This window comes from Arthrobacter sp. 210 2 (assembly GCF_059093025.1).
Genome location: NZ_JBNHIE010000005.1, coordinates 129991 through 152914 on the forward strand (window position 1 = coordinate 129991; position 22924 = coordinate 152914).

Consider the following 22924-nt stretch of genomic DNA (forward strand, 5'->3'; position numbering starts at 1 on the left):
ACGCAGGAGAACATCATGACTACCGCAACGGCGCGCATCTCCCGCACGGGACACAATGCAGCCAAACCTTCACGAGACGCCAAGTCGCGCGAACGAGCCCTGGCCTGGGCACGGCGTGCACCGCTGCTCCCGGCCCTGGTCTTCCTCATCCTGGTCACCCAGCTTCCGTTCGTGGTGACGCTGGTCATCTCGTTCATGAACTGGAACAGCCTCAGCCCGGACAAGACCGCCTTCGCCGGCCTGGAAAACTACGTCACCGTCCTTACCGACCCTGACCTGCGGCAGGCGATCTTCACCACCATCCTCCTCACCGTGTCCGTGGTGCTGATCAGCCTGCTCATCGGCCTGGGACTGGCCCTGCTGCTGGACAAGAAGTTCATCGGCCGAGGCCTGGCCCGGACCCTGCTGATCGCCCCGTTCCTGGTGGTTCCCGTGGCAGCGGCCCTGATCTGGAAGCACGCCCTGCTCAACCCCACATACGGGCTGATCAACGGCGTCCTCACCTGGGTATGGTCCCTCTTCGGCAGCGCCCCGGCGCCGCAACTGGACCTGCTCTCGCAGGCACCCATGATGGCCGTGATCCTCTCCCTGGTGTGGCAGTGGACGCCGTTCATGATGCTCATCCTGCTGGCCGGCCTGCAGTCCCGCCCCATGGACACCGTCGAGGCCGCCCAGATGGACGGCGCAACCCCCTGGGGGATCTTCCGCCACCTGACGCTGCCCCACCTGCGCCAGTACCTGGAGCTCGGCGGACTCCTGGGCGCGATCTACATCGTGCAGAACTTCGACGCCGTCTTCACCCTGACAGCAGGCGGACTCGGCACCGCCAACCTGCCCTACGCCATCTACCAGACGTTCTACTTCGCCAACGAATACGGCCTGGCATCGGCCGCCGGCGTCGTGGTGGTCATCGGCACCATCATCGTGGCGACCTTCGCCCTCCGCACCGTCTTTTCACTCTTCAAGAAGGAGGCAGCACGATGAGCACCCTCACCCCCGCTGCACCGCAGAACACACCTCCCGGCCCCACCGCGCTGAACACCGGCCGCTCTCCACGTCGTCGCGGCAAGGCACGCATGGACCCCACCCGCAACAACACCGCCGCCGGCATCGCCGCCTGGCTGCTCGCGCTGCTCTTCGCCGTCCCGGTCCTGTGGATGCTCCTGACCTCGTTCCACTCCGAGACCGACGCCGCAACGAACCCGCCCTCGATCGCCGCGAATCTGACCCTGGACGCGTACCGGGAGTTCTTCGGCGAAACCTCCGGCGTCAGCCCGTGGCCATCGCTGATCAACTCCGCCACCGCCTCGATCCTGTCCACGGTCCTGGTGCTGCTCCTGGCCTTCCCGGCCGCGTACGCCCTCTCCATCCGGCCGGTGAAGAAGTGGACCGACGTGATGTTCTTCTTCCTCTCCACCAAGATGATGCCCGTGGTCGCGGCGATCCTGCCGCTGTACCTCTTCGCCCGGACCGTCGGGGCCCTGGACAACATCTGGTTCCTGATCCTGATGTACACGTCCATGAACCTGCCCATCGCCGTGTGGATGATGCGCTCCTTCCTCGCCGAAGTGCCCGAGGAAATGCTCGAAGCAGCCCAGATCGACGGCGCCAACCTGCTGCTCATCCTGCGCAAGATCATCGCCCCCGTGGCGATGCCCGGCATCGCCGCTACCGCCCTGATCTGCTTCATCTTCAGCTGGAACGAACTGCTTTTGGCCCGCGTCCTCACCGGCGTGGTTGCGGGCACCGCCCCGGTGTTCCTCACCGGCTTCGTCTCCGGCCAGGGCCTGTTCCTCGCCCAGGGCTGCGCGGCCGCCGTCGTGATCTCCCTGCCGGTGCTGTTCGCGGGTTTTGCCGCCCAGGACAAGCTGGTCCAGGGTCTGTCCCTCGGCGCCGTGAAATAACCCTCCGGTCCCCATCACACTCGTTCAAGGAACAACTTCGATGACAACAACAACCGCACAATCACTCGCCACCGGTTCCGGACTGCCCGCCACCATGCGCGCTAATATCCTCAAGAGCCAGGGCGACATGGCCATGGAAACCCTGCCCCTCCCGCAGCTCGACGCCGACCAGGTCCTGGTGCAGGTTGCCGCCGTCGGTGTCTGCGGCAGCGACGTCCACTACTACGAGCACGGCCGGATCGGCCCGTACGTGGTGGACCACCCGCTGATCCTGGGCCACGAACTCTCCGGCCGGATCGCCGCCGTCGGCAGCGCCGTGGATCCCGGCCGCATCGGGAAGCGCGTCGCCGTCGAACCCCAGCGCCCCTGCCGGAAGTGCAAGCAGTGCAAAGCCGGCCGCTACAACCTCTGCCCGGACATCGAGTTCTACGCCACCCCTCCTATCGACGGCGCCTTCGCCGAATACGTCACCATCCAGTCCGACTTCGCCTACGACATACCGGACAGCGTCAGCGACGAAGCCGCCGCCCTGATCGAACCGCTCTCCGTGGGCCTGTGGGCCTGCGAGCGGGCGGAGATCAGGCCCGGCAGCAGGGTCCTGATTGCCGGCGCCGGGCCCATCGGCATCATCGCCGCCCAGGCCGCACGGGCCTTCGGCGCCACCGAAATCTACATCAGTGACATCGCCGAAGACCGGCTCGCCTTCGCCCTCGAACACGGCGCCACCCACGCACTCAACGCCAGGACCGACACGGTGGAAGGGCTCGACGTCGATGCGTTCATCGACGCCTCCGGCGCACCCCAGGCAGTTCGCTCCGGCATCAAGGCCGTGGCACCGGCCGGCCGGGTCATCCTCGTGGGGTTGGGGGCCGACGACGTCGAACTCCCCGTCTCGTTCATCCAGAACCGGGAGATCTGGCTCTCCGGGGTGTTCCGCTACACCAACACCTGGCCGCTGGCCATCCAGCTCATCGCCGACGGGAAAGTGGACCTCGACATCCTTGTCACCGGCAGATTCAGACTGTCCGAGTCCGAGGAGGCACTCAAAGCCGGCAAGCAGCCCGGCCAGCTCAAAGCCGTCGTCTACCCGGGCCGCTGAACCGGTAGCCCAAAAGCAATACCCAGCCACATCAAAGCACCGACCTGCGAGGAAGCAGCCATGTCATCACAAGGGACCGGCACGGAACCGAATCTCTCCGACAGCAAAGCCCTGGTCACTGTCATCGGGGAAGCACTCGTCGACATCATCGAAAACCCCCGCCAAGGGAGCACAGCATTAGAGACGCACCCGGGCGGCAGCCCCCTGAATGTGGCCGTCGGCTGCGCCCGGCTGGGCCTTCGCACCAAACTCGTCACCCACTTCGCCGAGGACCCGTACGGCCAGTTGATCGCCAAGCACCTCGAGAACAACGGTGTCGAAACCATCGTCGGGGGAACCCAACCCACCTCAACAGCTGTGGCGACCTTAGATAACACTGGAGCCGCCCGGTACACCTTCGCCATCAGCTGGGACATCAACGGAGCCTCCATCCCGGCCCTGGCAGCGGCGGAAAACTCCCTGCACGTCCACACCGGATCCATCGCCACGGTTCTGCATCCGGGCAGCAAATCGGTGATGGGCCTGCTCGACGGTGCCCGCCATCACGCCACCATCAGCTTCGACCCCAACTGCAGACCGGCAATCAGCCCGGACAAAGCAGCCGCCAGGAAACAGGCAGAGGACTTTGTTGCCGCCAGCGACATCGTCAAGGCCAGCGACGAGGACCTGCTCTGGCTTTACCCCGACAGGACCCTGGAGGAATCAATGAACGCATGGCTGGTTCTGGGGCCGGCCCTGGTGGCATTGACCCGCGGCGCCAACGGACCCGTCCTCCTCAGCCGGTCCGGAAGGGTGGACATCCCCGGCGAAACGGTCACCGTAGCGGACACCGTCGGAGCAGGAGACTCCTTCATGGCCGCACTGATCTCCGGGCTGGCGCAGCTGGACGCACTTGGCGCAGCTGGCCGGGAGCGACTCCACAGGATTAGCCAGGACGAGCTCCATTCCCTGGCCCGCCACGCGAACAAAGCAGCCGGCATCACCTGCTCCCGGGCGGGCGCCAACCCACCGGGACCGGCCGAGCTCGGCCCGCTGGCAATCCCATCGCCCTTCCTCGAAGCGTAGGCGCACCCATGCAACCCCTGAAAAACTACACCCTGCCCGATGTTCCCGGCCCGGTCAGCCAGCCTGCATACAACAGGTCACAACTGACAGAGGGCATCGTCCACTTCGGAGTCGGCGGCTTTCACCGCGCGCATCAGGCCATGTACCTGGACCGGCTCATGAATGCCGGAAAAGCTCTGGACTGGGCCATCTGCGGAGTCGGGGTCCTGCCCGGCGACGCTCACATGAAGAAGGTCATGGACAGCCAGGACTGCCTTTACACCCTCACCGTGAAGCACGCCGACGGCATCAGACATGGCAGGATCATTGGCTCCATCATCAACTACCTCTTCGCCCCGGACGACCCGGAAGCAGTGATTGAGAAGATGGCTTCGCCCGCCATCCGCATCGTTTCGCTGACCGTGACCGAAGGCGGCTACAACTTCCACCACGTCACCGGAGAATTCGACGCGGACAACCCCGACGTGGTCCATGACCTTCAACCGGGAGCCACGCCCCGGACGACTTTCGGTCTCATCACAGCAGCCCTCGCCCGCCGAAGGCAGCGCGGACTTGCCCCCTTCACCGTGATGTCCTGCGACAACATCCAGGGCAACGGCAACGTTGCCCGCGAGATGTTCACCGCCTTTGCTGCCCTCAAAGACTCAGAACTTGGCGCGTGGGTACGGCAAAATGTCCCATTCCCCAACAGCATGGTCGACCGCATCACCCCCGCCAGCACCGACGAGGACCGGCAGACCGCATCACTCGAATATGGTGTCGAGGACGCCTGGCCGGTCGTCTGCGAACCTTTCGAACAATGGGTCCTCGAGGACCAATTCAGTCTCGGCCGGCCCCCGTTGGAGGATGCCGGTGTCCAACTCGTTGCCGACGTAGAACCCTACGAGCTCATGAAACTCCGCCTGCTCAACGCCAGCCACCAAGGCATATGCTACTTCGGCCACCTCGCCGGCTACACCTACGCCCACGAAGCTGCCCAAGACCCGTTGTTTGCCCGCTTCCTGCTGGACTACATGGACAAGGAAGCAACCCCGACCCTGGAGCCCGTGCCGGGAATAGACCTCGACAGCTACAAGCAAACCCTCATTGACCGTTTCTCCAATGAGCACATTCGGGACACCCTCGCCCGTCTGTGCGCCGAAAGTTCCGACCGCATCCCCAAATGGCTGCTGCCTGTCATCAACACCAACCTGGAACAGGGCGGGGACATACACCGCTCGGCCGCGATCGTGGCCAGCTGGGCCCGCTACGCCGAAGGCGTTGACGAGCAAGGAAACATCATCGACGTCGTCGACCGGCTCAAAGAACCGCTGATGGCAGCGGCCGCGCGCCAGCGCGAGGAACCCCTGGCGTTCATCTCCAACCGACAAATCTTCGGAGACCTGATCGACAACGAGCTGTTCGTCCAGGCCTACACCGAAGCGCTGAACAAACTCCACGAGGGCGGGGCACGAGCCACGCTTGAATCTCTTACCTCTCAGCCCTGACCGGAAGACACCAAGCGTTCCTGCCGGTCGACGAGGAAGCGGGCAACAATGAGCCACACGAGAAGCACGCAGTCACATCCTGAGACGCAGTATGCCACCCGAAATTGGTCGGAACTTCACGTCGGCGCAGACGTGGACGTCCAGTACCCGGACGGGCACGTCGAAAAAGCAAAAATTGACGCTAAGTCGCCCGACTCAAGAATTGTCTGGTTACTCTCGTATGCCGGGCACGGTCGCAGAATGTACGGCGACTGGGAAGGCGTGTGCCTTAGTTCGGCGCCGCGAGACCATGATGGTGACGAGTGACAACCGGTATGTGGCCGGAGTGCCGACGCCGGTTGTTGCCGGCTCTCGTCTTCCTCAACGTGTTCCTGATTCCCCTGTGGCTGGCGTGGCAGGCAGATGCGCGGCCCGGAACTGTGTACTGGGATCTGCTCTGGGGGAACCTGCCACTCTTCTGCGGATTGTTCCTTTTCGTTCTGGTTCCCTCACCGATTTTGAAGCCTGCCTCTGCGCTGTCGGAAGACCAAATGCGCTGTTTGCGGTATGCCGTCCAGACAGGGACTCTTCCCCTTGCCAGTCTATTCAGTGACTGGACAACGGAACTGTTCGAGCGGCGGCGCGGCCTGGAAAGAGCACTCCACGCTGTTCCATCAATCATCCTGATCTCCGCTGGAAGCACTGTTTACTTGGCTGCGGCGCTACCCGGGAGCTACGGATACTTCCTGACGAACGCTGCAATGGCCGTATTCCTCGGCCTGGTCCTCACGGAACACACCAGAGCCCGCCTCAAAAGCATCCGTTCATTGGAGGAACAGCTCCAACTCCAGAACCTCTACCTGAGGACCTCCATCACCAAGCTTTAGCCGCCCCTTCCTCATGCAAACCCCAAACCCGAAGTTAGGAAAGCAGCCACACTGCTTTGAACGGGAGCTCTCACAGCCACTTCCGCTAGCGGACTTAAGCCGGCATGCGCGGGTATTCATGAGACGGGAGTACTGCCCGAAATGTTCACGCTTACGAGGAATCTGGTGCTTCCAGGAAGCACCTAAGCGCTGGCCCCTAAACATCGGGGAGGGGCCGCCACTGGGGGAGGTGCGCATGGCCTGCTCGGGCACGCTTCGCTGGCCCGGCTCCGTTGGCGAAAGTTTCCATTGGGCGAAAGTGGTGCTCCAAACGGTTGCCGAAGACGGCAAGACTGGTGTCCGGTGCACGCCGGCCGGGTGCCCGGACGCGGTGAGCCGCCAAGCCGACGAAGGGAACGCAAATGCCCGTTGAACAACTCCGCCTTGAGGACATTCGGATGCGTGATCCGTTCATCCTGGAGCCGTCTCCAGGTGAGTTCGTCCTTTTCGGGACGACCGACAAGAACGTCTGGGGAGGCCCCGCGACCGGTTTCGACTGCTACATCAGCGATGATCTCGAGCGCTGGAACGGCCCCATTGCCGCGTTCCGCCCTCCGCAAGGCTTCTGGGCGGACACCCAGTACTGGGCGCCGGAAGTCCACTCCCTTAACGGGCGGTTCTTCATGTTTGCCACATTTGCCACCGCCACCGGCGCACGCCCCCGCGGAGTCTCAGTCCTGGTCGCGGACCACCCCACAGGCCCTTACGAGCCGTGGAGCGATGGACCCGTGACGTCGGCGTCTGAGCCAAGCCTCGACGGAACACTCTTCATTGCTGAGGACTCTGCCCCCTGGTTGGTCTACAGCCGCGGCGCGGAGGGGACAGCTGACAAGCCAGGGATCTCTGACGGCGAGATGTACGCGCTCCGCCTGACACAGGACCTGAAAGCTGGCATCGGTGAGCCAATCCTGTTGTTCGCAGCTTCATCGGCAGCCTGGAGCAGGCCACTGCAGTTCCCGAAGGGGGTCGAACCACCAGCGGGCCTGAACCTTGCCAAGGACCCCTTGTTCACCGACGGTCCATTTCTCATCCGATCGCCCGAGGGCTCGCTGCTGATGCTGTGGTCGAGCCACGGCGAGGCCGGATACGCGATGGGCGTCGCCGAATCCGAAAGTGGATCCATTACGGGGCCCTGGCTTCAGCACGACCGGCCCCTGTGGACCAGCAACGGCGGCCACGGCATGATCCTCCGTACCGCCAAAGGACAGGACTACCTGGTCTTCCACTGGCCAAACAACACCCCTGACGAACGTGTCAAGCTCATCGAGGTGGAGATCAAGGGGCCGCGGGTCCGTATCCTGTGATGAATGCGTGTGAGTCTTGAACCAAGATCCAGGGTTCCCAAGACTGATTCCGTGGTCCCTGTTCCTAATCGCATGTCTGGTTCTGGCTTGTGCGCGCCCAGCCATCCAGCATGGGCCGTGTAACTCGCGCGTCAGCCCGGATCCACCAGCACCAGAAACGAAACCCGGAACCGCACCCACTTCCTACAACCCCTAAATTCTCGCAGCTACTTCTACTGCCGTTGTTTGAATGCCGATAATGGATATTCGATCAAGTATCGGGTTATGCGAGAGCAAAAATGTCGCCGCCGCCGACATCATTGCAGCCTGCCAGGGCAGCGCGTCAGGGGACCTGCCGGAAAACGTTGCTGACTGGGTAACCGCTCACGGGGCCGAGCTCACCGCCGAGGACGTGGAGCTTGCACTGGAGGCGGTAGGCCGGGTGGCAGGGGAGGAATCCGAGCTGGCCGAGCTGTGGGATGACGCCGACGAACCAAAATGGCGCGCATCCCTCGAAGATCTCGCCGAAAGGCTGCGCGCGGCCTTGCGGTAGGGTCGCAGCGCCGGCGCACCCGGTCATGTCTAAGCCGCCCTTTCATCGACGCTTTGGACCTCCGCACTATGGACTGCGCGCCTGACTTCCCCGGGCGGCCGGCGCCGGGCTTTGACCAGAACAATCAGCGTGGTCAGGACGGTGACCGTCCAGGCAATCGCGGCGAGGAACACCAGGCCGATTGCCACTAAGGGGTGCATGCCGAAAGTCTAGGACCGTGCCGCCAAGATTCCCGGACGCAACTCCGCAGCATCAGAGCGGAATTTACACAAGTAGGGGTCGGTAGATGGCGGACACGCGTGAGGGCACGAAAAAGGTGCGCCCAGTTCGCTGAGCGCACCTTTTCGACTCCCCTCACAGCCAAATCCCCATTCGACTGAACCCATGATAAGCATGCTTAGGAGTGTGTTCGCAAGCCTGTGTGTACTTGGCGAAAGCGTACCGAGCCAAGGGATTGGACGACCGGCCCGTGGTTGAGACTCAGACGCGGGAGCGGCGGGGGATGCCCCTGGCCCAGAGTGGGATCATGAGTCCTGCTGCAGCTGCCCGCCGGCATAGATTCAGGGCGGCTCCATGACCCTTCAGGGGTGGGAATGGTAAAGGCCACCACGACGGCGACCCCAGTTCTGAAGCTACCTGAGTTGTAAAAGAAGGTGTTCCCAGGGCTGGCCCATGCCGTTAGGGTGATCACGGGCGGTGCCGATGAAGGATCGCCCGGTTGAGTAATCAGGTGCCAGTAACGGAGCTGATTCTAGCGATTCGATTCTCGGGAGGAAGCATGACCAGTCCAGAGCAGGATCCAAACCAGCAGGAAGGGCCCGCGGACGGTGGCGCGGCCGGCGTCCCCGGCATGCATGATGGAGGTGCCGACGGAGGAGCTGACAGCGGTGCCGATGGTGGGGCTGACAGCGGTGCCGACGGCGGAGCGGATGGGGGAGCCGATGGTGGGGCTGACAGCGGTGCCGACGGCGGAGCGGATGGGGGAGCCGCAGAACGGGGCATCTGAATTTTGAGCACCACCCGTACGGACTTTCAGGACCCCGACGCCTTGGAAAGCGGCGGGGTCCTGGAGACACGCCTGATTGAGATTGGCCGTAAAAGGTTCGCCGACGACGTCTGGGGGCGCACAGCCCTGCTCACCCGTGGCGCAAGCGACTTCGCCGATCTGTTCTCTGCCGCGGCCGTCGACGAACTGGTCTCGCGCCGTGGACTGCGCACACCCTTTCTCCGCGTCGCCAAGGGCGGCACGACATTTCCCGACTCATCATTCACCTCATCCGCGGGGGTCGGCGCCACTATCTCTGACCAGCTGGACGACACAGCGCTTTGGCGCAAATTCGCGGACGGTGCCACGCTCGTGCTGCAGGCACTGCACCGCACCTGGGAGCCTGTATCGGACTTCAGCAGCAGGCTGAGCACCGAGCTCGGACATCCGGTGCAGGCCAATGCCTACATCACGCCGCCTCAAAACCGTGGGTTTGACGATCACTATGACGTGCACGACGTCTTCGTTCTGCAGATCGAGGGTACAAAGCGCTGGATCATTCACGAGCCGGTTCACACGGACCCGTTGCGTGACCAACCCTGGACTGATCGCCGGTCCACCGTGGCCGAGGCAGCGAAAGGGGAGGCCTATATCGATACGGTGCTGGAGCCCGGGGATGTCCTCTACCTGCCGCGTGGCTGGTTGCATGCTGCCCAGGCGCAGGGCGAGGTCTCCATCCACCTCACGCTTGGAATCCACAGCTGGACCCGCTACGCATTGGCCGAACAGCTCGCACAGGCCGCGCTCGCAGCGCTGTGCGACGATCCCGAGATGCGCCGTACATTGCCCTTGGGCGTGGACGGGCCAAATGGGGAGATCGACGTCGTCCGTGGGCGACTGGCGGCTGCCCTCGCTGAGGCTGATACCACTGCATTGTTCCACCGCACCCGGCGAGGACAGGGACGCCCCGCGCCGCTGGGACCGCTGGCCCAGCTCGCGGCCGTCGAAGGCTTAAGCCCCAAGTCTGCGGTGCGGCTTCGCGATGCACTGGAAGCACGGCTGGAGGGATTGCGCCTGAGCACGCGCGTGGGTTGGCTCGACTTCCCGGAAGCCGATTTGCCGTCTGTGATGTGCGCGCTGGACGGCGAGGTCCACAGCGCGGGTGATCTCGGCGTCGGACTTGTTGAAAGGCTGTTGCGCGCGGGGGTCCTCGTTCCCGTTGAACAGTGACCCAGACAGTGAGTTCGCCGCAGTGGCGGCCACGGAGCGCTTTTTCTGCTGTGAAAGCGCCCGGTTGCGCAGCGATCCGATTGCGGGCACAGCGTCGCATGGCGTCGTCTGGGTCCTCATCGAGTACCGGGGCGGGTGGCCTCTGAATGGCTTCGAAGGGCTTGATCTCGAGCCTGAGACCAAAGCTATTGTGCTCTCCGCCGCGAAAGCGGCGCGGGCGCGGGTGCTGCTGGTGAGACGGCCCGGCCCCCGCCGCCGTGAGGGGCAGAGCCATTGGGCAGTACTGCACCATCAGGAATCGGGCGAGTATCGTCAGCGATGGGGAACGTGGGACAAGGATGAGGATCTCGCGGAGATTGCCACAGCCCTCAGCCTCCCCGGAACGCTCGGCCATCCGCCCGTCATCCTGGTCTGCACCCACAGTCAACATGACCAATGCTGTGCCGTATGGGGACGGCCCGTGGGACGTGCGCTGAGTCAGCGCTGGCCGGAGCTGGTGTGGGAATGCTCGCATGTAGGCGGTGACAGGTTCGCAGGCAATGTCGTTGTCGCGCCCGACGGTGTGTACTACGGGAATCTGGACGCTGAGTCGTCCGTCGCCACGATCGAAGAACACCTCGCCGGCCGTATCCACTCCGAATATTTGCGCGGTTATACTGATCTCTTCCCAGCACAGCAGGCCGCTGTCGCGGCCACGCTCGGACGTTTCGGCCCGGCCGGCCGGAATGACTACAGGGTTGTCGAGACCTCCCGCGACGGCGATCACTGGCGGATCCGCATCACCGGCCGACCGCCGCACCCGGCGCGTGTCGACGTCGAACTGCAGGCCCAGCCCGCCCCGCCGCGCCAACTGACCTGCCGCGGGCCGGCGATGAGCTCGGCCACGGTCTACGAGCTCATTTCGATCCGCGCAGTCTAAAGGCCGGGTTTGCCGAAGGCGGTTTCGTTGCTGGGGAAGTCGACGATGGCTGCGCTCGTCGCGGCGACCCAGGCCTCGCTCGTGGTGCGCTGCGAAGCCACAACGGCTGGTAGCGCCGAGCGAAAAGCGCGTTCGGCACAACGATGAACTGCCGGGCCCCCTGAAGTGAGGGCACGGCAGTCGACCATGCTCAGACTTCGGTGAGCTCCTCAAAGGGTGCGCTCGTGACGGGTTTTTTGGACCTGATCATTCCTACGGCGACGGCGCTGATGAGTACGACGACACCGACGGCGAGGTAGAGCTGTACGGCGGACCAGGATGCATCGAGGAGGGCGCCGGTGATCAGCGGGGCAATGATGGCTCCGATTCGTCCGATGCCGATACCCCATCCGACGCCTGTGCTGCGGACCGATGCGGGGTAGAGGGCAGGAGCAAGCGTGTAGAGCCCGGCGATGCAGCCGTTGATCAGCATCCCGACGAGGACCCCTGCACCCAGGGCGAGCAGGATCACTGACGCGGAAGAGATGAAGACGACGATCATGACGGCGGAGAGCACCGTGAAGGCCACGAGGACCATCTTGCTGTTCCACTTGGTGGCGAGGACGCCGTAGAGGACCGAGCCAAAGATGCCGCCCAGGGTCAGCATCAGGCCTCCGGTAATGCCTTGGCTTTCCGTCATGCCTGCGGTGACCAGGAGACGCGGGGTCCAGCTGTTGACGAAGTAGAAACCAAACATGGTGGTGAAAAACGCTACCCAGAGCAGAAGGGTGGAACGCCGGTTGGCGGGGGTCAGCAGGTCGGAAAAGGGGTTGGTTTTTGCCTTGACGACGGTTTGGGCGTTTTGGAGGGCGTCGACTTCGGGATGACCGGTCTTGCGTGCGATCCGGTTGAGGCGGTCCAGGACGTTGCGGGGCCGCTTCGTCACGAGGAAGTCCACGGATTCGGGCAGGAGGAACAGCAGGACGGCCAGGATGCTGAGCGTGCAGATGCCGCCGAAAACAAAGACGGAGCGCCAGCCGTATTGGCTTTGGAGGGAAACTGCTGCGGCGCCTCCAAGCGTCGCTCCGATGCCGTATCCGGCCGTGTAGATGCTGATGGTCAATCCCCGGCGTTTTTTGGAGGAGTATTCGCTGGCAATGACGTTGGTGCAGGCAAGGATGCAACCAACACCCAGTCCTGTCAGGAAACGCCAGATGCCCAGCTCCGCCATGTTGTTCGCCGTTGCTGCCAGCAGCATGCCGGCACCTGCCGCGCCCACTGAGGCGATGATCATCGGGCGCCGTCCAACGATGTCAGCCATTGGTGCGAGGCAAAGGGAACCAACGGCCATACCCACGAGCCCCGCGCTGAGCAGGACGCCTAGTTCGGAGCCGGTAAGACCAAACTCTTTGGTGACGCCGTTCGCGGTGAAGGCCATTGCGAGTACGTCAAAGCCATCGAGAGCATTGAGCAGGACACACAGGCCGATGATGGCCCACTGATATGGCGACATTTTTGAGTTGTTGATGCGTTCACGCAGATCCATGGCGTCTTCCTTGAAACCTAGGAGGCTCCCTCGGGAGCTTTAGCTGTTGTGGCTGCACGAGGTGCGCAGCCTTGATGGGGAGATCAGAGTGTGTCTAGGACACGTCGATGGTGACAACGGCAGGGGTGGCAGAAGAATTGGCGTCTGTACGGGAACCTGTGGGGGAGCTGACGGCCCGTGAAACGCAGCAGCACATCTTTTCTGCAGCGTGTTGCTGCCGTTCGCTGTAGAAAACGTCGCGGTGGTCGACGGCGGCGCCGTCCAAGTTCAGGATGCGCACCTCGCACAGGCCGCACTCGCCCTTGCGGCAGTCGAACATCATGTCCACGCCGGCGTCCTCGAGTGCTTCGAGCATGGAGCGGCCCTGCCCGGCTTTTGCTTCGATGCCAAGCCGTGGAATACGGACGACGAACTCCTCCGGGTCGTACCAGCCGGAGTTTCCGAACGTTTCGTAGCGCAAGTCGGGCAGCGCCAGTTCGCGCTCGGTCCAGCTGCGGCGGACTGCATCCATCAGTCGGATAGGTCCGCACATGTAGAGTTCGGTGCCCGGGTCGATTCCCCCCACCAAGGCGTTCACGTCCAAGCTGCTTCCCTCGTCGTCGACGTGGACCTGCAGCCGGGCCCCGTGGATCTCCTGCAGGTCCTGCAGATAGGCCATAGCAGCCCGGGTCCGCCCCGCGTAGACCAGGGTGTAGTCGGCCTTGACGTTGCGAAGCACCGCCGCCATGTTCATGATCGCGGTGATGCCGATGCCGCCGGCCAGCAGAACGTACCGCTCTGCCCCGACCCGCAGCGGGAAGTTTTGCAGGGGCTGCGTGATGCGGAGTGTGTCACCCGGCTTGAGCGTGTGCATGTAGACCGATCCGCCCCGCGAAACGGGTGCCTTGAAGACGCTGATGACCAGGGTCTTCCCGAGGTCCTTGGATTCCACTATTGAGTAGGAGCGTTTCTCCTGCCCGCCGTCGATAGTGGCAAGGAGGTCGATGTGGGATCCGGGCTCCGCATGCTTCGGTGCTGACGGTTCCAGTTCAATGCGCCGGATTCCCGCGGCCACATCCGAGATGGCCACCACCGTTGCGGACTGCCAGACTTCGTTGTTGGTTGCTGCCATAGTCTTTTTCCTTGAGTCCTTGGCTGTTCAGAGGGCCGCTGCCAGGCGGCCCTCTGCCTGGAGCATGCGCTCGATCAGCCGACGGACCCACATGCCGCCGGCGTCGATATTCAGGTTGTAAAACTCGTAATCGGGGTTGGCGTCGATGGCTTCCTGCTGGGCCTTCAACATCGCCTCGTCCTCCCCAAACACGCCGTGCACGCCGTTGCGAAGTTGGGTGGTGATGAGCTGGCTGTCCAGCCGATAGTTGCGCATGAAGGCCCAGAAGTAGTGGCAGGTCTTGGCAGTTTCCGGGCTGATTGTGTTCATGACGTAGCCGTTGACACCTTGGCTGCGGTCGCCGTCGGGCGCGCCGGTGCCGGCTTTGGCGACGCCGACGTCAATGCGGATAGTAGAGGGCGCCTCGAAGCGGATAATCTGCCAGCGGTCCACTTTGCCTTCGAACCCGGGGAACTTGTCCCGCATGTTCTTGAGCCAGAACGGAGGGGCGTCGATGTTGAGCATCCACCGGGACACGGTGACTGTTCGGTCATCGTGCGTGACCACGAAGTCGGATTCACTGAGCTCGTCTTGGCCGATGCTGGAGGCGTGAACGAATTCTTCATGCGTAAGGTCCATCAGGTTGTCCAGGACCAACTGGTAATTGCAGGGAGCGAAAATGGTCTCCCCGTCGCCGGCCCATTCCTGGCTGTCCATCTGATGCATGTCGGGGACAAGATCGGGGTCGGCCTGGGTCGGGTCCCCCAGCCACACCCACACAAACCGATGGCGTTCCACGACGGGGAAGGAGGGGACAGTGGCCGAGGGGTTGATGGTCTCCTGTGCCGGCATGGACGCGCAGCGGCCGGCAGAGTTGTAGACGATGCCGTGGTACGGACACTGGATGCCGTCCTTGCCGACTGTTTTCCCCATGGACAACGGCGCCAGACGGTGCCAGCACGCGTCCGCGAGAGCAACGGCCTTGCCGTCCTCTGTGCGGTAAAGCGCCAGCGGCCGGTCAGCAATCGTGCGGGCCATGGGTTTGCGCGTAACCTCGTGGTCCCAAGCAGCGACGTACCACGCATTCAGCGGGTGGCCGAGGACTTTAGCGGTGGTGGAACTACTGGACTGGAGCACAGTCATCTTTGACCTCTTTCCGGTGCCGGCGGACGTGTCTTACGCATGCCAGGCGAATGAAGAATCTTTGGGGAACGCCGCAACTATCTATGTCCATAGTTGGTGGCTTGGGTCACAGACTATCTATCGATATAGTTATTAGCAAGACCTTGAAGGGAACCTACTGTGAGTTTGCGTTACGCGCTTTTGGCTTTGCTTTCCGTCGAGCCAATGACCGGTTACGACCTGGCAAAACGATTCGAGTCTTCGGTTGCCTTCGTCTGGCATGCGCCTGATTCGCAGATCTATCCTGAGCTGCGGAAGATGGCCAAGGAAGGTCTGCTGCAAGCGGAGGAGGTTTCGTGGGGCCCCCGGGGAAAGAAGACGCAGTACCGCATCACTGAAGAAGGGCGGGCCGCGTTCCGGGCATGGATGCGTGAGCCGGTGGAGTATTCCCGTGAGCGCGACCCCGTGCACCTTAAGGCTGCCTACCTGGAGTGGGCTGAACCCAAGGCGGCACGGGAGCATATGCAGGCCCACATTGACTATCACACGATGCGCCGCGATCAATGGGCGGAGATGATCGACCAGTTGCGGGCAGGAACAAACGAGATGTTGAGCAAACGCTTGGCTGCCACTGCTGAGGCTGACCGCCAGCGGACTGTTGAATACAAGGTCTTCACCTATGAAGGCCTGATTGCCCGGGCGGAGACGGAGATCGAGTGGGGCAAACGGGGACTCAAACTCATCGATTCACTCTCGGGACCCGTAGGGGAGGATAGCTGACTAGACTTCGCTGACAACGCTTTCCTTCCCGGTCCACTCTGTGACGCCAGGGATACTTCGAGGGTCCGGCGCCCTTGGACATGGTGTTCAGCGCCTCCGGAACCCGTGCAGCGGAAGGGTCAGGCCAGCCAGCGCCACCAACGAGACTGGCCCGGTTCCGGCGTCGGTTCCGGCTCCGGCTCCGGTTCCTCGCCCAAGGCCAGCGCGGCCTTGACGATGTCGTCCGCGGTAAGCGTCATGACAGCCTCACGATCGAGCGCGTCGAGACTTTGTTCCTCGTCGAGCGACAGCCGCAGCGCCTGGCGGTTGAGCGCCTGCTCGAACAGTGTGCGGGCGAACCGTGCGTTGCCGGAGTCTTCGCCCGCGTGGAGCCCGGTGAGGATGCGGCGCAGCATTTGGTCGGCACCCGGCTCCAGCATGTACTCGTGCTGCGCCAGCATCTGGTGGAAGATCGTCTGAAGTGCGTCGACGGAGTAGTCAGGGAACGTTATCTCGCGGGCGAACCGGGAGCGGAGCCCGGGGTTCGAGAGCAGGAAGGACTCCATCAGCCGCGGGTACCCGGCCACGATCACGACCAGGCGGTGGCGGTGGTCCTCCATCCGCTTCAGCAGGACCTCGATCGCCTCCGGGCCGAAGTCCATCCGGCCGTCCTCCGGGGCCAGCGCGTAGGCCTCGTCGATGAACAGGACGCCGTCCAGGGCACGCCGGATCACCCGGTCCGTCTTGATGGCGGTCGCGCCGACGTACTGCCCCACCAGCCCCGAACGGTCGACCTCGACCAGGTGGCCTTTCTGCAGCAGTCCGACCGCGCGGTACATCTCGGCCAGGAGCCGCGCCACGGTGGTTTTGCCCGTGCCAGGGTTTCCGAGGAACACCAGATGCTGTGATGTGGCCACCTCCGGCAGGCCGTGCGCCTTGCGGCGAGCCTGGACCTGGAGCAGTGCCACGAGGGCCCGCACCTGTTCTTTCACGGTCTCCAGTCCGACCAGCGCGTCGAGCTCGGCCTGCACCTCGGACAGCGGCCGGGCCGGCCCGGGCCTGGCGCCGATGAGATCGCCGACCAGGTCGTCGACGCGCTCCGAACTGGGCAGCTTGAGCTGATCGGCCAGATGGCCGATGGTTTCGCGCAGGTCGTCAAGCGGATGGCGGCTGGGAGCCATGCATCAACTGTAGTACTAGATTCCCGGCCCACGTGGGTTTGGCCTCACCAGTAGCCTGGGAGTCATGGTTCAGCCTTGGCCTCCTCCTCGTGCGTGAGCCGCCGCTCATCGGCCTGCAGGATGCCGTCGCGGACGGCGGCGCGGATGACGCCGTAGAGGACGTAGAAGAAGACCCCCGAGAAGACCACGGTCAGGACAAAGCTGTCAAGGGCCGTCATCCTTGTTCGCCCTCCGCCGGCCAGTATTGATGCGCGCCTGATGCGGCCGCCCGGAGCTGGCCGCCGTCGATCGTGATCGAAGTTTCAGGAACTCCGAGCTCTGCCCATTGGGCCACCAGCCGGAGGTCCCCATCCGGCGGCAACGGCCAAAGCCACAAGGTGCCCTTGCCGGCCATTTCGTCGTCGCCTCCGTTGCCACCGTTGCCTCGCAGGATGAGGATCGGCGGGTCGGGCTGCTTCGCAGTTCCCGGAGGATAGCGGGAGTGCAGCATTGAATCGGCCCGGGCCTTGGTCCCGTCGGCCAATTGGACACCGAAGAGCAGGGCTGCGAAGGGACGTCGTTCTATGGCCTGAATGCTGTGAGGGTGACCGAAGAATGCCCCATTCAGCTGGGCCCAGGCTTCATCGTCTTCCTCAGCCCGTCGGAGCGTCCATGTCAGATCGAGGGAGCAGCCGGTCGAATAGACCTTTGCGAGCTCGACGGCGAGTACAAAGCTGCGGCTGCGATGCAGGAACTGCCCGATATGAACAACTGCCGGCAGCTCATGGGCCGGCGCGCCAGCCCAGGCCGGGGGAACGTATCTGACGGTCCTGCCGCGGCGCGGTTCTTCGGGTACGGGCAGGTCTTCAAAGAAGGTCATGGACATCCTTGGTTCGCTGGCGGCGACCGACCAGCGGGACGACGGCGTGAGCCGCCGTGGATCCCCCAATCCGTCCTTACCCGGCTCAGTCTAGCTCTGGCAAGCTTTTTCACCCTTCCCGGGTAGGCGCAGGCTGGTCCAAGCCCTACTGATTGCCTCTTCTCCTGGTGCTTCCGTAAGGCCATGATTAGCCTTATGGCCGCGTTGTGCAGCCAGCCAAATCACAGCTGGGCAAGCCCCCGGAAAAGACATCACCATGATCCGGAAACTGCTTTGCAGATGGGGAATCGGCCATCACTGGCTGGCCCGAATGAACGACGGCGAGTATCGCCGCCAATGCAGCTACTGCGGGAAGGAAGATTCCCACAGTGCCCGGTGGTCGGGGAGGCTCGCTCATGGGGACCACCCTGAACATCCCCACACCCGCGACTACTACTAGACGCTCTATCTCGCTGAGCCTAGGCTCCGCAAGCCCCATGTGGGTCCATCATTCCAGGTACAGAGAGCTGCGATGCGAGGAGGATGCCATGATCCAGGCCCTGTTGTGCAAGCTGAACATTCGGCACGATTGGCACATTGAGCATGCCGAAGACGGGGGCGTATATAAACGCTGTCGCAGATGTGGCAAGGACGACGACAGCGGCGGGGGAGGAACAGGAGGCAACTACAGCGCGTGGATAGGTCCGACGGCGGGAGGGTAACGCCACTCAGCCACCTACAGAGTGCGCCTCCATGGGGGTTCCTGTCACGGAGCCCAACTACCTTGGCCCGTGGACGTCGACGCCGGTCGCGTTCCACCACGAGCTGCTGGAGGTATGTAAAGAGGGGGACTGACACTGTTTACATCCGCCCGAGCCCGGGACCACAATGGGTCCAATCAGGGCCTCCGTGCTGGGAGAGGCGGCACCGTTGCTCGCCGCGGCCGGCAAGCGGAGGAGTTTCCATGGCCATCTTGAAAATGACGACTGAAGCCGAAGCAACAGGCCTCACCGCTCAAATTTACGACGACGATCGCCGGTCACTCGGCTACGTGCCGAGCCACACAAAGGCCATGAGCTTGAACCCGGAGGCCTTTCTGGCATGGGAGTCGCTCACCAAGGCCATCAGCAGCTCATTAGGGCTACGTAGGTACGAACTGGTGACCTTGGCCGCCGCTCAAGCCATCGGCTCATCACACTGCAGGTTGGCCCACGGGAAAAAGACGCTCAGCATCATGAGTGAAGAGGAACTGCTTGCCATCGCAAGAGACTTTCACGATGCCGGTCTGTCCGAGGCGGAAGTAGCAATGATGGACTATGCAGTTAAACTCTGCACGGACGCGGCCGCCATGACGGACGCGGACACGCAGCGGCTCCGGGACTTGGGCTACAGCGACCGTGAAATTGTGGACATCACCATGGCGGCCGCAGCACGGAACTTCATCAGCCGGTCGGTTCTGGCCATGGCAGTTGACCTCGACGTTCCAAGGGAGATGAGCGAAGAGCTGAAGAGTGCACTACTGACCCCCCTGTTCCCGCTGAAAGTGCCTGGACTCGGCAACATCACGTAGAAGGATTTAGGCACGCATGTTGCCGAACTGACGCCTCAATCAATCCGGCGGAGGGCAGTCATGAAGACTCCGGCTCTCGAACAACAAACGATGAGCCGCCTCGTCCAAAAGGCGACAAAGGCAGCGCATGAAGTCGACGTATCTGGCTGGACAATCACGACAATCAGCACGGGAGGGGGGAGAAGCGGCCGGCATCTACAGGCTCAGTGGGCATGGTTCAAATTGAACCTAGCCCTTGTTTGCAGATGTCGCAGGCGGGGAACTCAAAGGGGCGCTGAGGTTGGCAGTGCCGTACGCGGTCTTGGTGGCATAGTTGTAAATCACCACGCTCAAGACCGGCTCCGGCATGGTGTCCCACGCCTGGGAGTCCATCACAAAGCGTTGGGTGGCGCCAGCTCGGAACGGGCCGACCGCCAGCATTTTGGTCGATGACAAAACAGACACCCCGCCGGCACCGGGAGTCAGAGTACCGGGACTTAGCATGACGCGGAGATCATCGCCGGGGCCCGTCGCCATATTCTCGAGCTGCAGGATTGCGCCGGACTCGTTTACCTCGATGGTGGCTGTACCAGTGGTAGCGACAGCCTGGGACTGAAATGTCCCCACCAACGTCTTGGACCTAGCTGAGGGAGTGCTAGGAGTCGCGGGGGACTCGGCTTGCCGGAGTTCTTGCTCTTGCCCGGGGTCGGCATACGTACAGCCAGTGAGTCCAGCGGCAAGAATTCCAGCCAGCACCGCAACTGCGATCCGTTTCATCATCCCCCTGATTCTTGTCCTAGGCACCCTACATGACGCGCTGGAACGGCAGTGCCTTCATTCACCGAAATGGCTGGACGGCTCCTGGCCGGCCGGTACTCCCAGGCACAAGTTCCCTTTCCTGGGCGTATCGAAGTGCACCGGGCTGTCCTCAGACCTCGAAAAGAGCTTGCGCTAAACGAGGTGATTATCGAAACTCAAGATCAGGCAGCTTCGGACGGGACCGATATTGGGGGGCGGAGTAATCAGTGGATATTAAACCGGAAGTTGGCGAACCCGCTGCGGGGCCTTGGCGAGCCGAAGCGCTGGAAGGCTTGGTGCGGCGGTTGCTGCCGGCGGCGGGACTACGTCCGAACCGCCCCTGGATTGTAGCGGTAGATGGAAGGAGCGGGGCAGGGAAGACCAGCTTAGTTGATCGTTTACTGGCCCAAGTGCCGGACTCGGATGTCGTTCACACGGACGATGTAGCGTGGCATCTCTCGTTTTTTGACTGGGCCGATGAGCTCCGTAACGGTGTCCTCGAACCCCTGCTTAGGGGCGAGGCCGTCCACTATCGTCCGCCGGGTTGGGTGGCCCGAGAGCGTCCGGGTGCCATCGCTTTACCCGCCGGACGTTCCGTGGTGTGGGTGGAGGGGAGCGGATCATCCCGCCAGGCGTTGACGGACCTCCTCGACGCTTCGATCTGGGTGCAGTGTGACAACCTTGAAGCCCGACGCCGCCTCAGGGCTCGAGATGCGCAGGAAGAAGAAGAGCTGCACAGGGAGTGGGAAGAACAGGAAATTCCCTTCCTGCTTCAAGACCGGCCATGGGAGCGGGCGACAGTGATCGTGGCCGGAAGGCCTACCCTGGAGCACGATCCGAACACCCAGGTAGTAACTGCTCAGCCGGCACCAGCAGGCGCGGAGATCACCTGACGCACAAATTTGCAACAGCACCTCCCGGCCTAGCTGGAGAGGACGACTGCGATTCCGAGTATTCCCAGCACTACTCCGGCGAAGGCTGTCCACAAGACGGCGGCTATTTCGGCGCTCACCTTCTCCTGCAATATGCCATGGGAGCTGGTGCTGTACCGGCGGCGCTGCGTGAAGTAGATGGCGGCGGCGGCAGTTACCGCCACTGCGAACAATGCGAGGATGGGCAACCCGTGATGAGGAAGCCAGCGGAGGAAGATGGCGCTAACAGTTACCAAGGCCATCATGGTCCTGCCCCAAGCGAGAGTTGTACGTTCGGGTTGCAGGCCAGCATCCCCGTGCGGCCGTTTGGGCGTCATGCGTTCAGCGCCAAAGGATGAAGACAAGTACGACGGCGGCGGCCAGTGCTCCGGCTGCGGCCAGCAGTGGAATGATCAGCGGAAGTGGAAGGGGCGCCCTCTGGCGCATGCTGCGCTCCAGCCGCAGCCACCGCACAGCCGATCCCGCGCTCAGCATCATGCCCAGCAGGAGCAGAACGACCGCCAGTCCCTTGCGGACGGGCTCAAGGAACAGGTCCGCCGTGAACGCCTCAATGGCGATACCGCCGGCCAGGAGAGCAAGTGAGGTGCGGATCCAGGCCAGGAAAGTCCGCTCATTAGCGAGCGTGAATCGGGCGTCCGGTTCGGTCCCGCCCGGTAGCAGCCGCTCGGCGATCTTTCCGCGAGAGGGCGGGACGGGAGCAGCGCCCTTCGTGATGTCACTGGTCACATTCAGTCCGCTGCCGTTCGGAATCCGCAATTGCCGCTGGACGAGTCAGGTGTGCTGGAGCTTCTGGCCGCAACCCGGTAGCGGTTGCAGTACGAGTCGTGACAAAGGTAGGAACCGCCGCGCATGACACGGCCTCGGCCGATGGTGGGCCCTTGGGGGTTGGCGACTGCTGAGTTGCGGTAATACTTGGGCAGGAACCAGTCCGCGCACCATTCCCAGATATTCCCGCTGACCTCGTACAGCCCGTAGCCATTGGGCGGGAAGCTGCGGACCGGCGCCGTTGCCAAGAAGCCGTCTTCTTTAGTGTTTGCTGCGGGGAATGCACCCTGCCATATGTTGCAGTTATGCGTCCCGTCAGCGCCGAGCAGCTCATTCCCCCAGGGATAGCGCTTTTGGTTGAGTCCTCCGCGGGCCGCGTACTCCCACTCCGCCTCGGTCGGCAGCCGCCGGCCAGCCCATCCGCAATAGGCCATTGCGTCGTCATGGGAAACCTGAACGACAGGGTGGTCGGGGATGTCTGTCCAGTGCTGTCCCGGGCCGGTCGGGTGGGCCCAATCAGCACCCCTAACGGTGAGCCACCACGGGGACCCGGAAGCAACACCAAGGACGTCGCTTGGCCGGGCTTGAACTGCCAGGTGGAACACTGCCGACGTCCCGTAGTTCTCCGCTTCCGTGCGGTATCCCGTGGCATCGACAAAAGCGGCGAACTGTTGATTGGTCACCGCCGTGGTGTCCATCCTGAACGCTTCCAGTTCAACAGTATGGACCGGGGTTTCGCCGTCGTCGGGATAGCCCTCGCCGAAATTGTCGCCCATCTGGAAAGTCCCGGCCGGAATCAGGACCTCCTCGTGTGACGGAGGGTGTTCTGCGGGGGTGGACCCGAGAGTCTGATCCGGTTCAGGTGGCTTCGCTGCTGTCCGCTTGGGGGAGCAGCAGGTCGCGGCAGGTATATCTTCCGGCTTCACCATGGGATA

The 22924-nt window shown here is 63.1% G+C and carries 25 protein-coding genes; 14 read left to right on the forward strand and 11 right to left on the reverse strand.

Going from position 1 to position 22924, the window contains the following annotated elements:
• Window positions 1–15 precede the first annotated feature (15 nt).
• The 8 genes from AC5RWA_RS11770 to AC5RWA_RS11805 all read left to right on the forward strand — a co-directional run bounded on the left by AC5RWA_RS11770 (window position 16) and on the right by AC5RWA_RS11805 (window position 8296).
• Window positions 16–984 (forward strand): carbohydrate ABC transporter permease, encoded by a 969-nt coding sequence (locus AC5RWA_RS11770; protein WP_476247699.1) that lies wholly within the window; start codon window positions 16–18, stop codon window positions 982–984.
• Entirely contained in the window at window positions 981–1904 is a 924-nt protein-coding gene (locus AC5RWA_RS11775) for a carbohydrate ABC transporter permease (RefSeq protein WP_494057756.1), read from the forward strand. Before AC5RWA_RS11770 ends, AC5RWA_RS11775 begins: the two co-directional genes overlap by 4 nt.
• Before the next feature lie 40 nt (window positions 1905–1944).
• The gene (locus AC5RWA_RS11780) at window positions 1945–3003 is read left to right on the forward strand and encodes an NAD(P)-dependent alcohol dehydrogenase (RefSeq protein ID WP_494057757.1); all 1059 of its coding nucleotides are present in this window, start codon (window positions 1945–1947) and stop codon (window positions 3001–3003) included.
• Window positions 3004–3063: 60 nt separating this feature from the next.
• Window positions 3064–4068, forward strand: coding sequence for a carbohydrate kinase family protein (locus AC5RWA_RS11785; protein WP_494057758.1), 1005 nt, complete (start codon window positions 3064–3066; stop codon window positions 4066–4068).
• Window positions 4069–4076: 8 nt separating this feature from the next.
• Window positions 4077–5555, forward strand: coding sequence for a mannitol dehydrogenase family protein (locus AC5RWA_RS11790; RefSeq protein ID WP_494057759.1), 1479 nt, complete (start codon window positions 4077–4079; stop codon window positions 5553–5555).
• Window positions 5556–6295: 740 nt separating this feature from the next.
• Window positions 6296–6421 carry a hypothetical protein gene (locus AC5RWA_RS11795; protein WP_494057760.1) on the forward strand — a complete coding sequence of 42 codons (126 nt, stop codon included), beginning with the start codon at window positions 6296–6298 and terminating at the stop codon, window positions 6419–6421.
• Window positions 6422–6822: 401 nt separating this feature from the next.
• The gene (locus tag AC5RWA_RS11800; RefSeq protein ID WP_258868376.1) at window positions 6823–7764 is read left to right on the forward strand and encodes a glycoside hydrolase family 43 protein; all 942 of its coding nucleotides are present in this window, start codon (window positions 6823–6825) and stop codon (window positions 7762–7764) included.
• 238 nt (window positions 7765–8002) lie between these two features.
• Window positions 8003–8296: a DUF4259 domain-containing protein gene (locus AC5RWA_RS11805; RefSeq protein WP_494057761.1), complete on the forward strand. Its 294-nt coding sequence runs from the start codon at window positions 8003–8005 to the stop codon at window positions 8294–8296.
• Window positions 8297–8325: 29 nt separating this feature from the next.
• Here the strand turns inward: AC5RWA_RS11805 and AC5RWA_RS11810 are convergent, their stop codons facing one another.
• Entirely contained in the window at window positions 8326–8496 is a 171-nt protein-coding gene (locus AC5RWA_RS11810; protein ID WP_181884694.1) for a hypothetical protein, read from the reverse strand.
• 578 nt (window positions 8497–9074) lie between these two features.
• On the opposite strand from AC5RWA_RS11810, the gene AC5RWA_RS11815 reads away from it, so the two are divergent.
• The 3 genes from AC5RWA_RS11815 to AC5RWA_RS11825 are packed head-to-tail and all read left to right on the forward strand — an operon-like array spanning window position 9075 to window position 11430.
• Window positions 9075–9302, forward strand: coding sequence for a BatC protein (locus AC5RWA_RS11815; RefSeq protein WP_494057762.1), 228 nt, complete (start codon window positions 9075–9077; stop codon window positions 9300–9302).
• Window positions 9303–9305: 3 nt separating this feature from the next.
• Window positions 9306–10511: a cupin domain-containing protein gene (locus AC5RWA_RS11820; RefSeq protein ID WP_494057763.1), complete on the forward strand. Its 1206-nt coding sequence runs from the start codon at window positions 9306–9308 to the stop codon at window positions 10509–10511.
• A 22-nt stretch (window positions 10512–10533) separates the two neighbouring features.
• Window positions 10534–11430, forward strand: a complete 897-nt coding sequence (locus AC5RWA_RS11825) for a ferredoxin family protein (protein WP_494057764.1) — start codon at window positions 10534–10536, stop codon at window positions 11428–11430.
• 190 nt (window positions 11431–11620) lie between these two features.
• On the opposite strand, the gene AC5RWA_RS11830 is transcribed toward AC5RWA_RS11825, so the two are convergent.
• The 3 genes from AC5RWA_RS11830 to AC5RWA_RS11840 all read right to left on the reverse strand — a co-directional run bounded on the left by AC5RWA_RS11830 (window position 11621) and on the right by AC5RWA_RS11840 (window position 15188).
• Entirely contained in the window at window positions 11621–12955 is a 1335-nt protein-coding gene (locus tag AC5RWA_RS11830; RefSeq protein ID WP_494057765.1) for an MFS transporter, read from the reverse strand.
• Between the two features lie 94 nt (window positions 12956–13049).
• The gene (locus AC5RWA_RS11835; protein ID WP_494057766.1) at window positions 13050–14066 is read right to left on the reverse strand and encodes a PDR/VanB family oxidoreductase; all 1017 of its coding nucleotides are present in this window, start codon (window positions 14064–14066) and stop codon (window positions 13050–13052) included.
• 27 nt (window positions 14067–14093) lie between these two features.
• The gene (locus AC5RWA_RS11840) at window positions 14094–15188 is read right to left on the reverse strand and encodes an aromatic ring-hydroxylating oxygenase subunit alpha (RefSeq protein ID WP_494057767.1); all 1095 of its coding nucleotides are present in this window, start codon (window positions 15186–15188) and stop codon (window positions 14094–14096) included.
• Between the two features lie 159 nt (window positions 15189–15347).
• Between AC5RWA_RS11840 and AC5RWA_RS11845 the strand changes: the two genes are divergently transcribed.
• Window positions 15348–15947 (forward strand): PadR family transcriptional regulator, encoded by a 600-nt coding sequence (locus AC5RWA_RS11845; protein WP_275727654.1) that lies wholly within the window; start codon window positions 15348–15350, stop codon window positions 15945–15947.
• Between the two features lie 119 nt (window positions 15948–16066).
• Here the strand turns inward: AC5RWA_RS11845 and AC5RWA_RS11850 are convergent, their stop codons facing one another.
• The 3 genes from AC5RWA_RS11850 to AC5RWA_RS11860 all read right to left on the reverse strand — a co-directional run bounded on the left by AC5RWA_RS11850 (window position 16067) and on the right by AC5RWA_RS11860 (window position 17966).
• Window positions 16067–17107, reverse strand: a complete 1041-nt coding sequence (locus tag AC5RWA_RS11850; RefSeq protein ID WP_494057768.1) for an AAA family ATPase — start codon at window positions 17105–17107, stop codon at window positions 16067–16069.
• A gap of 62 nt (window positions 17108–17169) precedes the next feature.
• Complete coding sequence (locus tag AC5RWA_RS11855; RefSeq protein ID WP_176156787.1) at window positions 17170–17325, reverse strand: hypothetical protein; 156 nt, start codon at window positions 17323–17325, stop codon at window positions 17170–17172.
• A complete protein-coding gene (locus AC5RWA_RS11860) occupies window positions 17322–17966 on the reverse strand; it encodes a hypothetical protein (protein ID WP_494057769.1) in 645 nt (214 codons plus the stop codon). Before AC5RWA_RS11860 ends, AC5RWA_RS11855 begins: the two co-directional genes overlap by 4 nt.
• 943 nt (window positions 17967–18909) lie before the next feature.
• On the opposite strand from AC5RWA_RS11860, the gene AC5RWA_RS11865 reads away from it, so the two are divergent.
• Complete coding sequence (locus tag AC5RWA_RS11865) at window positions 18910–19515, forward strand: carboxymuconolactone decarboxylase family protein (RefSeq protein WP_494057770.1); 606 nt, start codon at window positions 18910–18912, stop codon at window positions 19513–19515.
• Between the two features lie 228 nt (window positions 19516–19743).
• On the opposite strand, the gene AC5RWA_RS11870 is transcribed toward AC5RWA_RS11865, so the two are convergent.
• Complete coding sequence (locus AC5RWA_RS11870) at window positions 19744–20274, reverse strand: DM13 domain-containing protein (protein ID WP_494057771.1); 531 nt, start codon at window positions 20272–20274, stop codon at window positions 19744–19746.
• A 428-nt stretch (window positions 20275–20702) separates the two neighbouring features.
• On the opposite strand from AC5RWA_RS11870, the gene AC5RWA_RS11875 reads away from it, so the two are divergent.
• A complete protein-coding gene (locus AC5RWA_RS11875; RefSeq protein WP_494057772.1) occupies window positions 20703–21185 on the forward strand; it encodes a hypothetical protein in 483 nt (160 codons plus the stop codon).
• A 29-nt stretch (window positions 21186–21214) separates the two neighbouring features.
• Here the strand turns inward: AC5RWA_RS11875 and AC5RWA_RS11880 are convergent, their stop codons facing one another.
• From AC5RWA_RS11880 to AC5RWA_RS11890, 3 genes are read right to left on the reverse strand one after another with little or no spacing between them, the layout of a single operon-like run.
• On the reverse strand, window positions 21215–21541 hold the full coding sequence (locus tag AC5RWA_RS11880; RefSeq protein WP_494057773.1) for a DUF202 domain-containing protein: 327 nt from the start codon (window positions 21539–21541) through the stop codon (window positions 21215–21217).
• Window positions 21542–21545: 4 nt separating this feature from the next.
• Complete coding sequence (locus tag AC5RWA_RS11885) at window positions 21546–21950, reverse strand: YidH family protein (RefSeq protein WP_494057774.1); 405 nt, start codon at window positions 21948–21950, stop codon at window positions 21546–21548.
• Between the two features lie 2 nt (window positions 21951–21952).
• Window positions 21953–22918, reverse strand: a complete 966-nt coding sequence (locus tag AC5RWA_RS11890; RefSeq protein WP_494057775.1) for a formylglycine-generating enzyme family protein — start codon at window positions 22916–22918, stop codon at window positions 21953–21955.
• Window positions 22919–22924 lie beyond the last annotated feature (6 nt).

Bases quoted from the DNA above. Each gene is read 5' to 3' on its own strand.
- AC5RWA_RS11770 (WP_476247699.1), top strand. From the start codon at position 16: ATGACTACCGCAACGGCGCGCATCTCCCGCACGGGACACAATGCAGCC.
- AC5RWA_RS11775 (WP_494057756.1), top strand. From the start codon at position 981: ATGAGCACCCTCACCCCCGCTGCACCGCAGAACACACCTCCCGGCCCC.
- AC5RWA_RS11780 (WP_494057757.1), top strand. From the start codon at position 1,945: ATGACAACAACAACCGCACAATCACTCGCCACCGGTTCCGGACTGCCC.
- AC5RWA_RS11785 (WP_494057758.1), top strand. From the start codon at position 3,064: ATGTCATCACAAGGGACCGGCACGGAACCGAATCTCTCCGACAGCAAA.
- AC5RWA_RS11790 (WP_494057759.1), top strand. From the start codon at position 4,077: ATGCAACCCCTGAAAAACTACACCCTGCCCGATGTTCCCGGCCCGGTC.
- AC5RWA_RS11795 (WP_494057760.1), top strand. From the start codon at position 6,296: ATGGCCGTATTCCTCGGCCTGGTCCTCACGGAACACACCAGAGCCCGC.
- AC5RWA_RS11800 (WP_258868376.1), top strand. From the start codon at position 6,823: ATGCCCGTTGAACAACTCCGCCTTGAGGACATTCGGATGCGTGATCCG.
- AC5RWA_RS11805 (WP_494057761.1), top strand. From the start codon at position 8,003: ATGGATATTCGATCAAGTATCGGGTTATGCGAGAGCAAAAATGTCGCC.
- AC5RWA_RS11810 (WP_181884694.1), bottom strand. From the start codon at position 8,496: ATGCACCCCTTAGTGGCAATCGGCCTGGTGTTCCTCGCCGCGATTGCC.
- AC5RWA_RS11815 (WP_494057762.1), top strand. From the start codon at position 9,075: ATGACCAGTCCAGAGCAGGATCCAAACCAGCAGGAAGGGCCCGCGGAC.
- AC5RWA_RS11830 (WP_494057765.1), bottom strand. From the start codon at position 12,955: ATGGATCTGCGTGAACGCATCAACAACTCAAAAATGTCGCCATATCAG.
- AC5RWA_RS11835 (WP_494057766.1), bottom strand. From the start codon at position 14,066: ATGGCAGCAACCAACAACGAAGTCTGGCAGTCCGCAACGGTGGTGGCC.
- AC5RWA_RS11840 (WP_494057767.1), bottom strand. From the start codon at position 15,188: ATGACTGTGCTCCAGTCCAGTAGTTCCACCACCGCTAAAGTCCTCGGC.
- AC5RWA_RS11850 (WP_494057768.1), bottom strand. From the start codon at position 17,107: ATGGCTCCCAGCCGCCATCCGCTTGACGACCTGCGCGAAACCATCGGC.
- AC5RWA_RS11855 (WP_176156787.1), bottom strand. From the start codon at position 17,325: ATGACGGCCCTTGACAGCTTTGTCCTGACCGTGGTCTTCTCGGGGGTC.
- AC5RWA_RS11860 (WP_494057769.1), bottom strand. From the start codon at position 17,966: ATGACCTTCTTTGAAGACCTGCCCGTACCCGAAGAACCGCGCCGCGGC.
- AC5RWA_RS11865 (WP_494057770.1), top strand. From the start codon at position 18,910: ATGGCCATCTTGAAAATGACGACTGAAGCCGAAGCAACAGGCCTCACC.
- AC5RWA_RS11870 (WP_494057771.1), bottom strand. From the start codon at position 20,274: ATGATGAAACGGATCGCAGTTGCGGTGCTGGCTGGAATTCTTGCCGCT.
- AC5RWA_RS11880 (WP_494057773.1), bottom strand. From the start codon at position 21,541: ATGACGCCCAAACGGCCGCACGGGGATGCTGGCCTGCAACCCGAACGT.
- AC5RWA_RS11890 (WP_494057775.1), bottom strand. From the start codon at position 22,918: ATGGTGAAGCCGGAAGATATACCTGCCGCGACCTGCTGCTCCCCCAAG.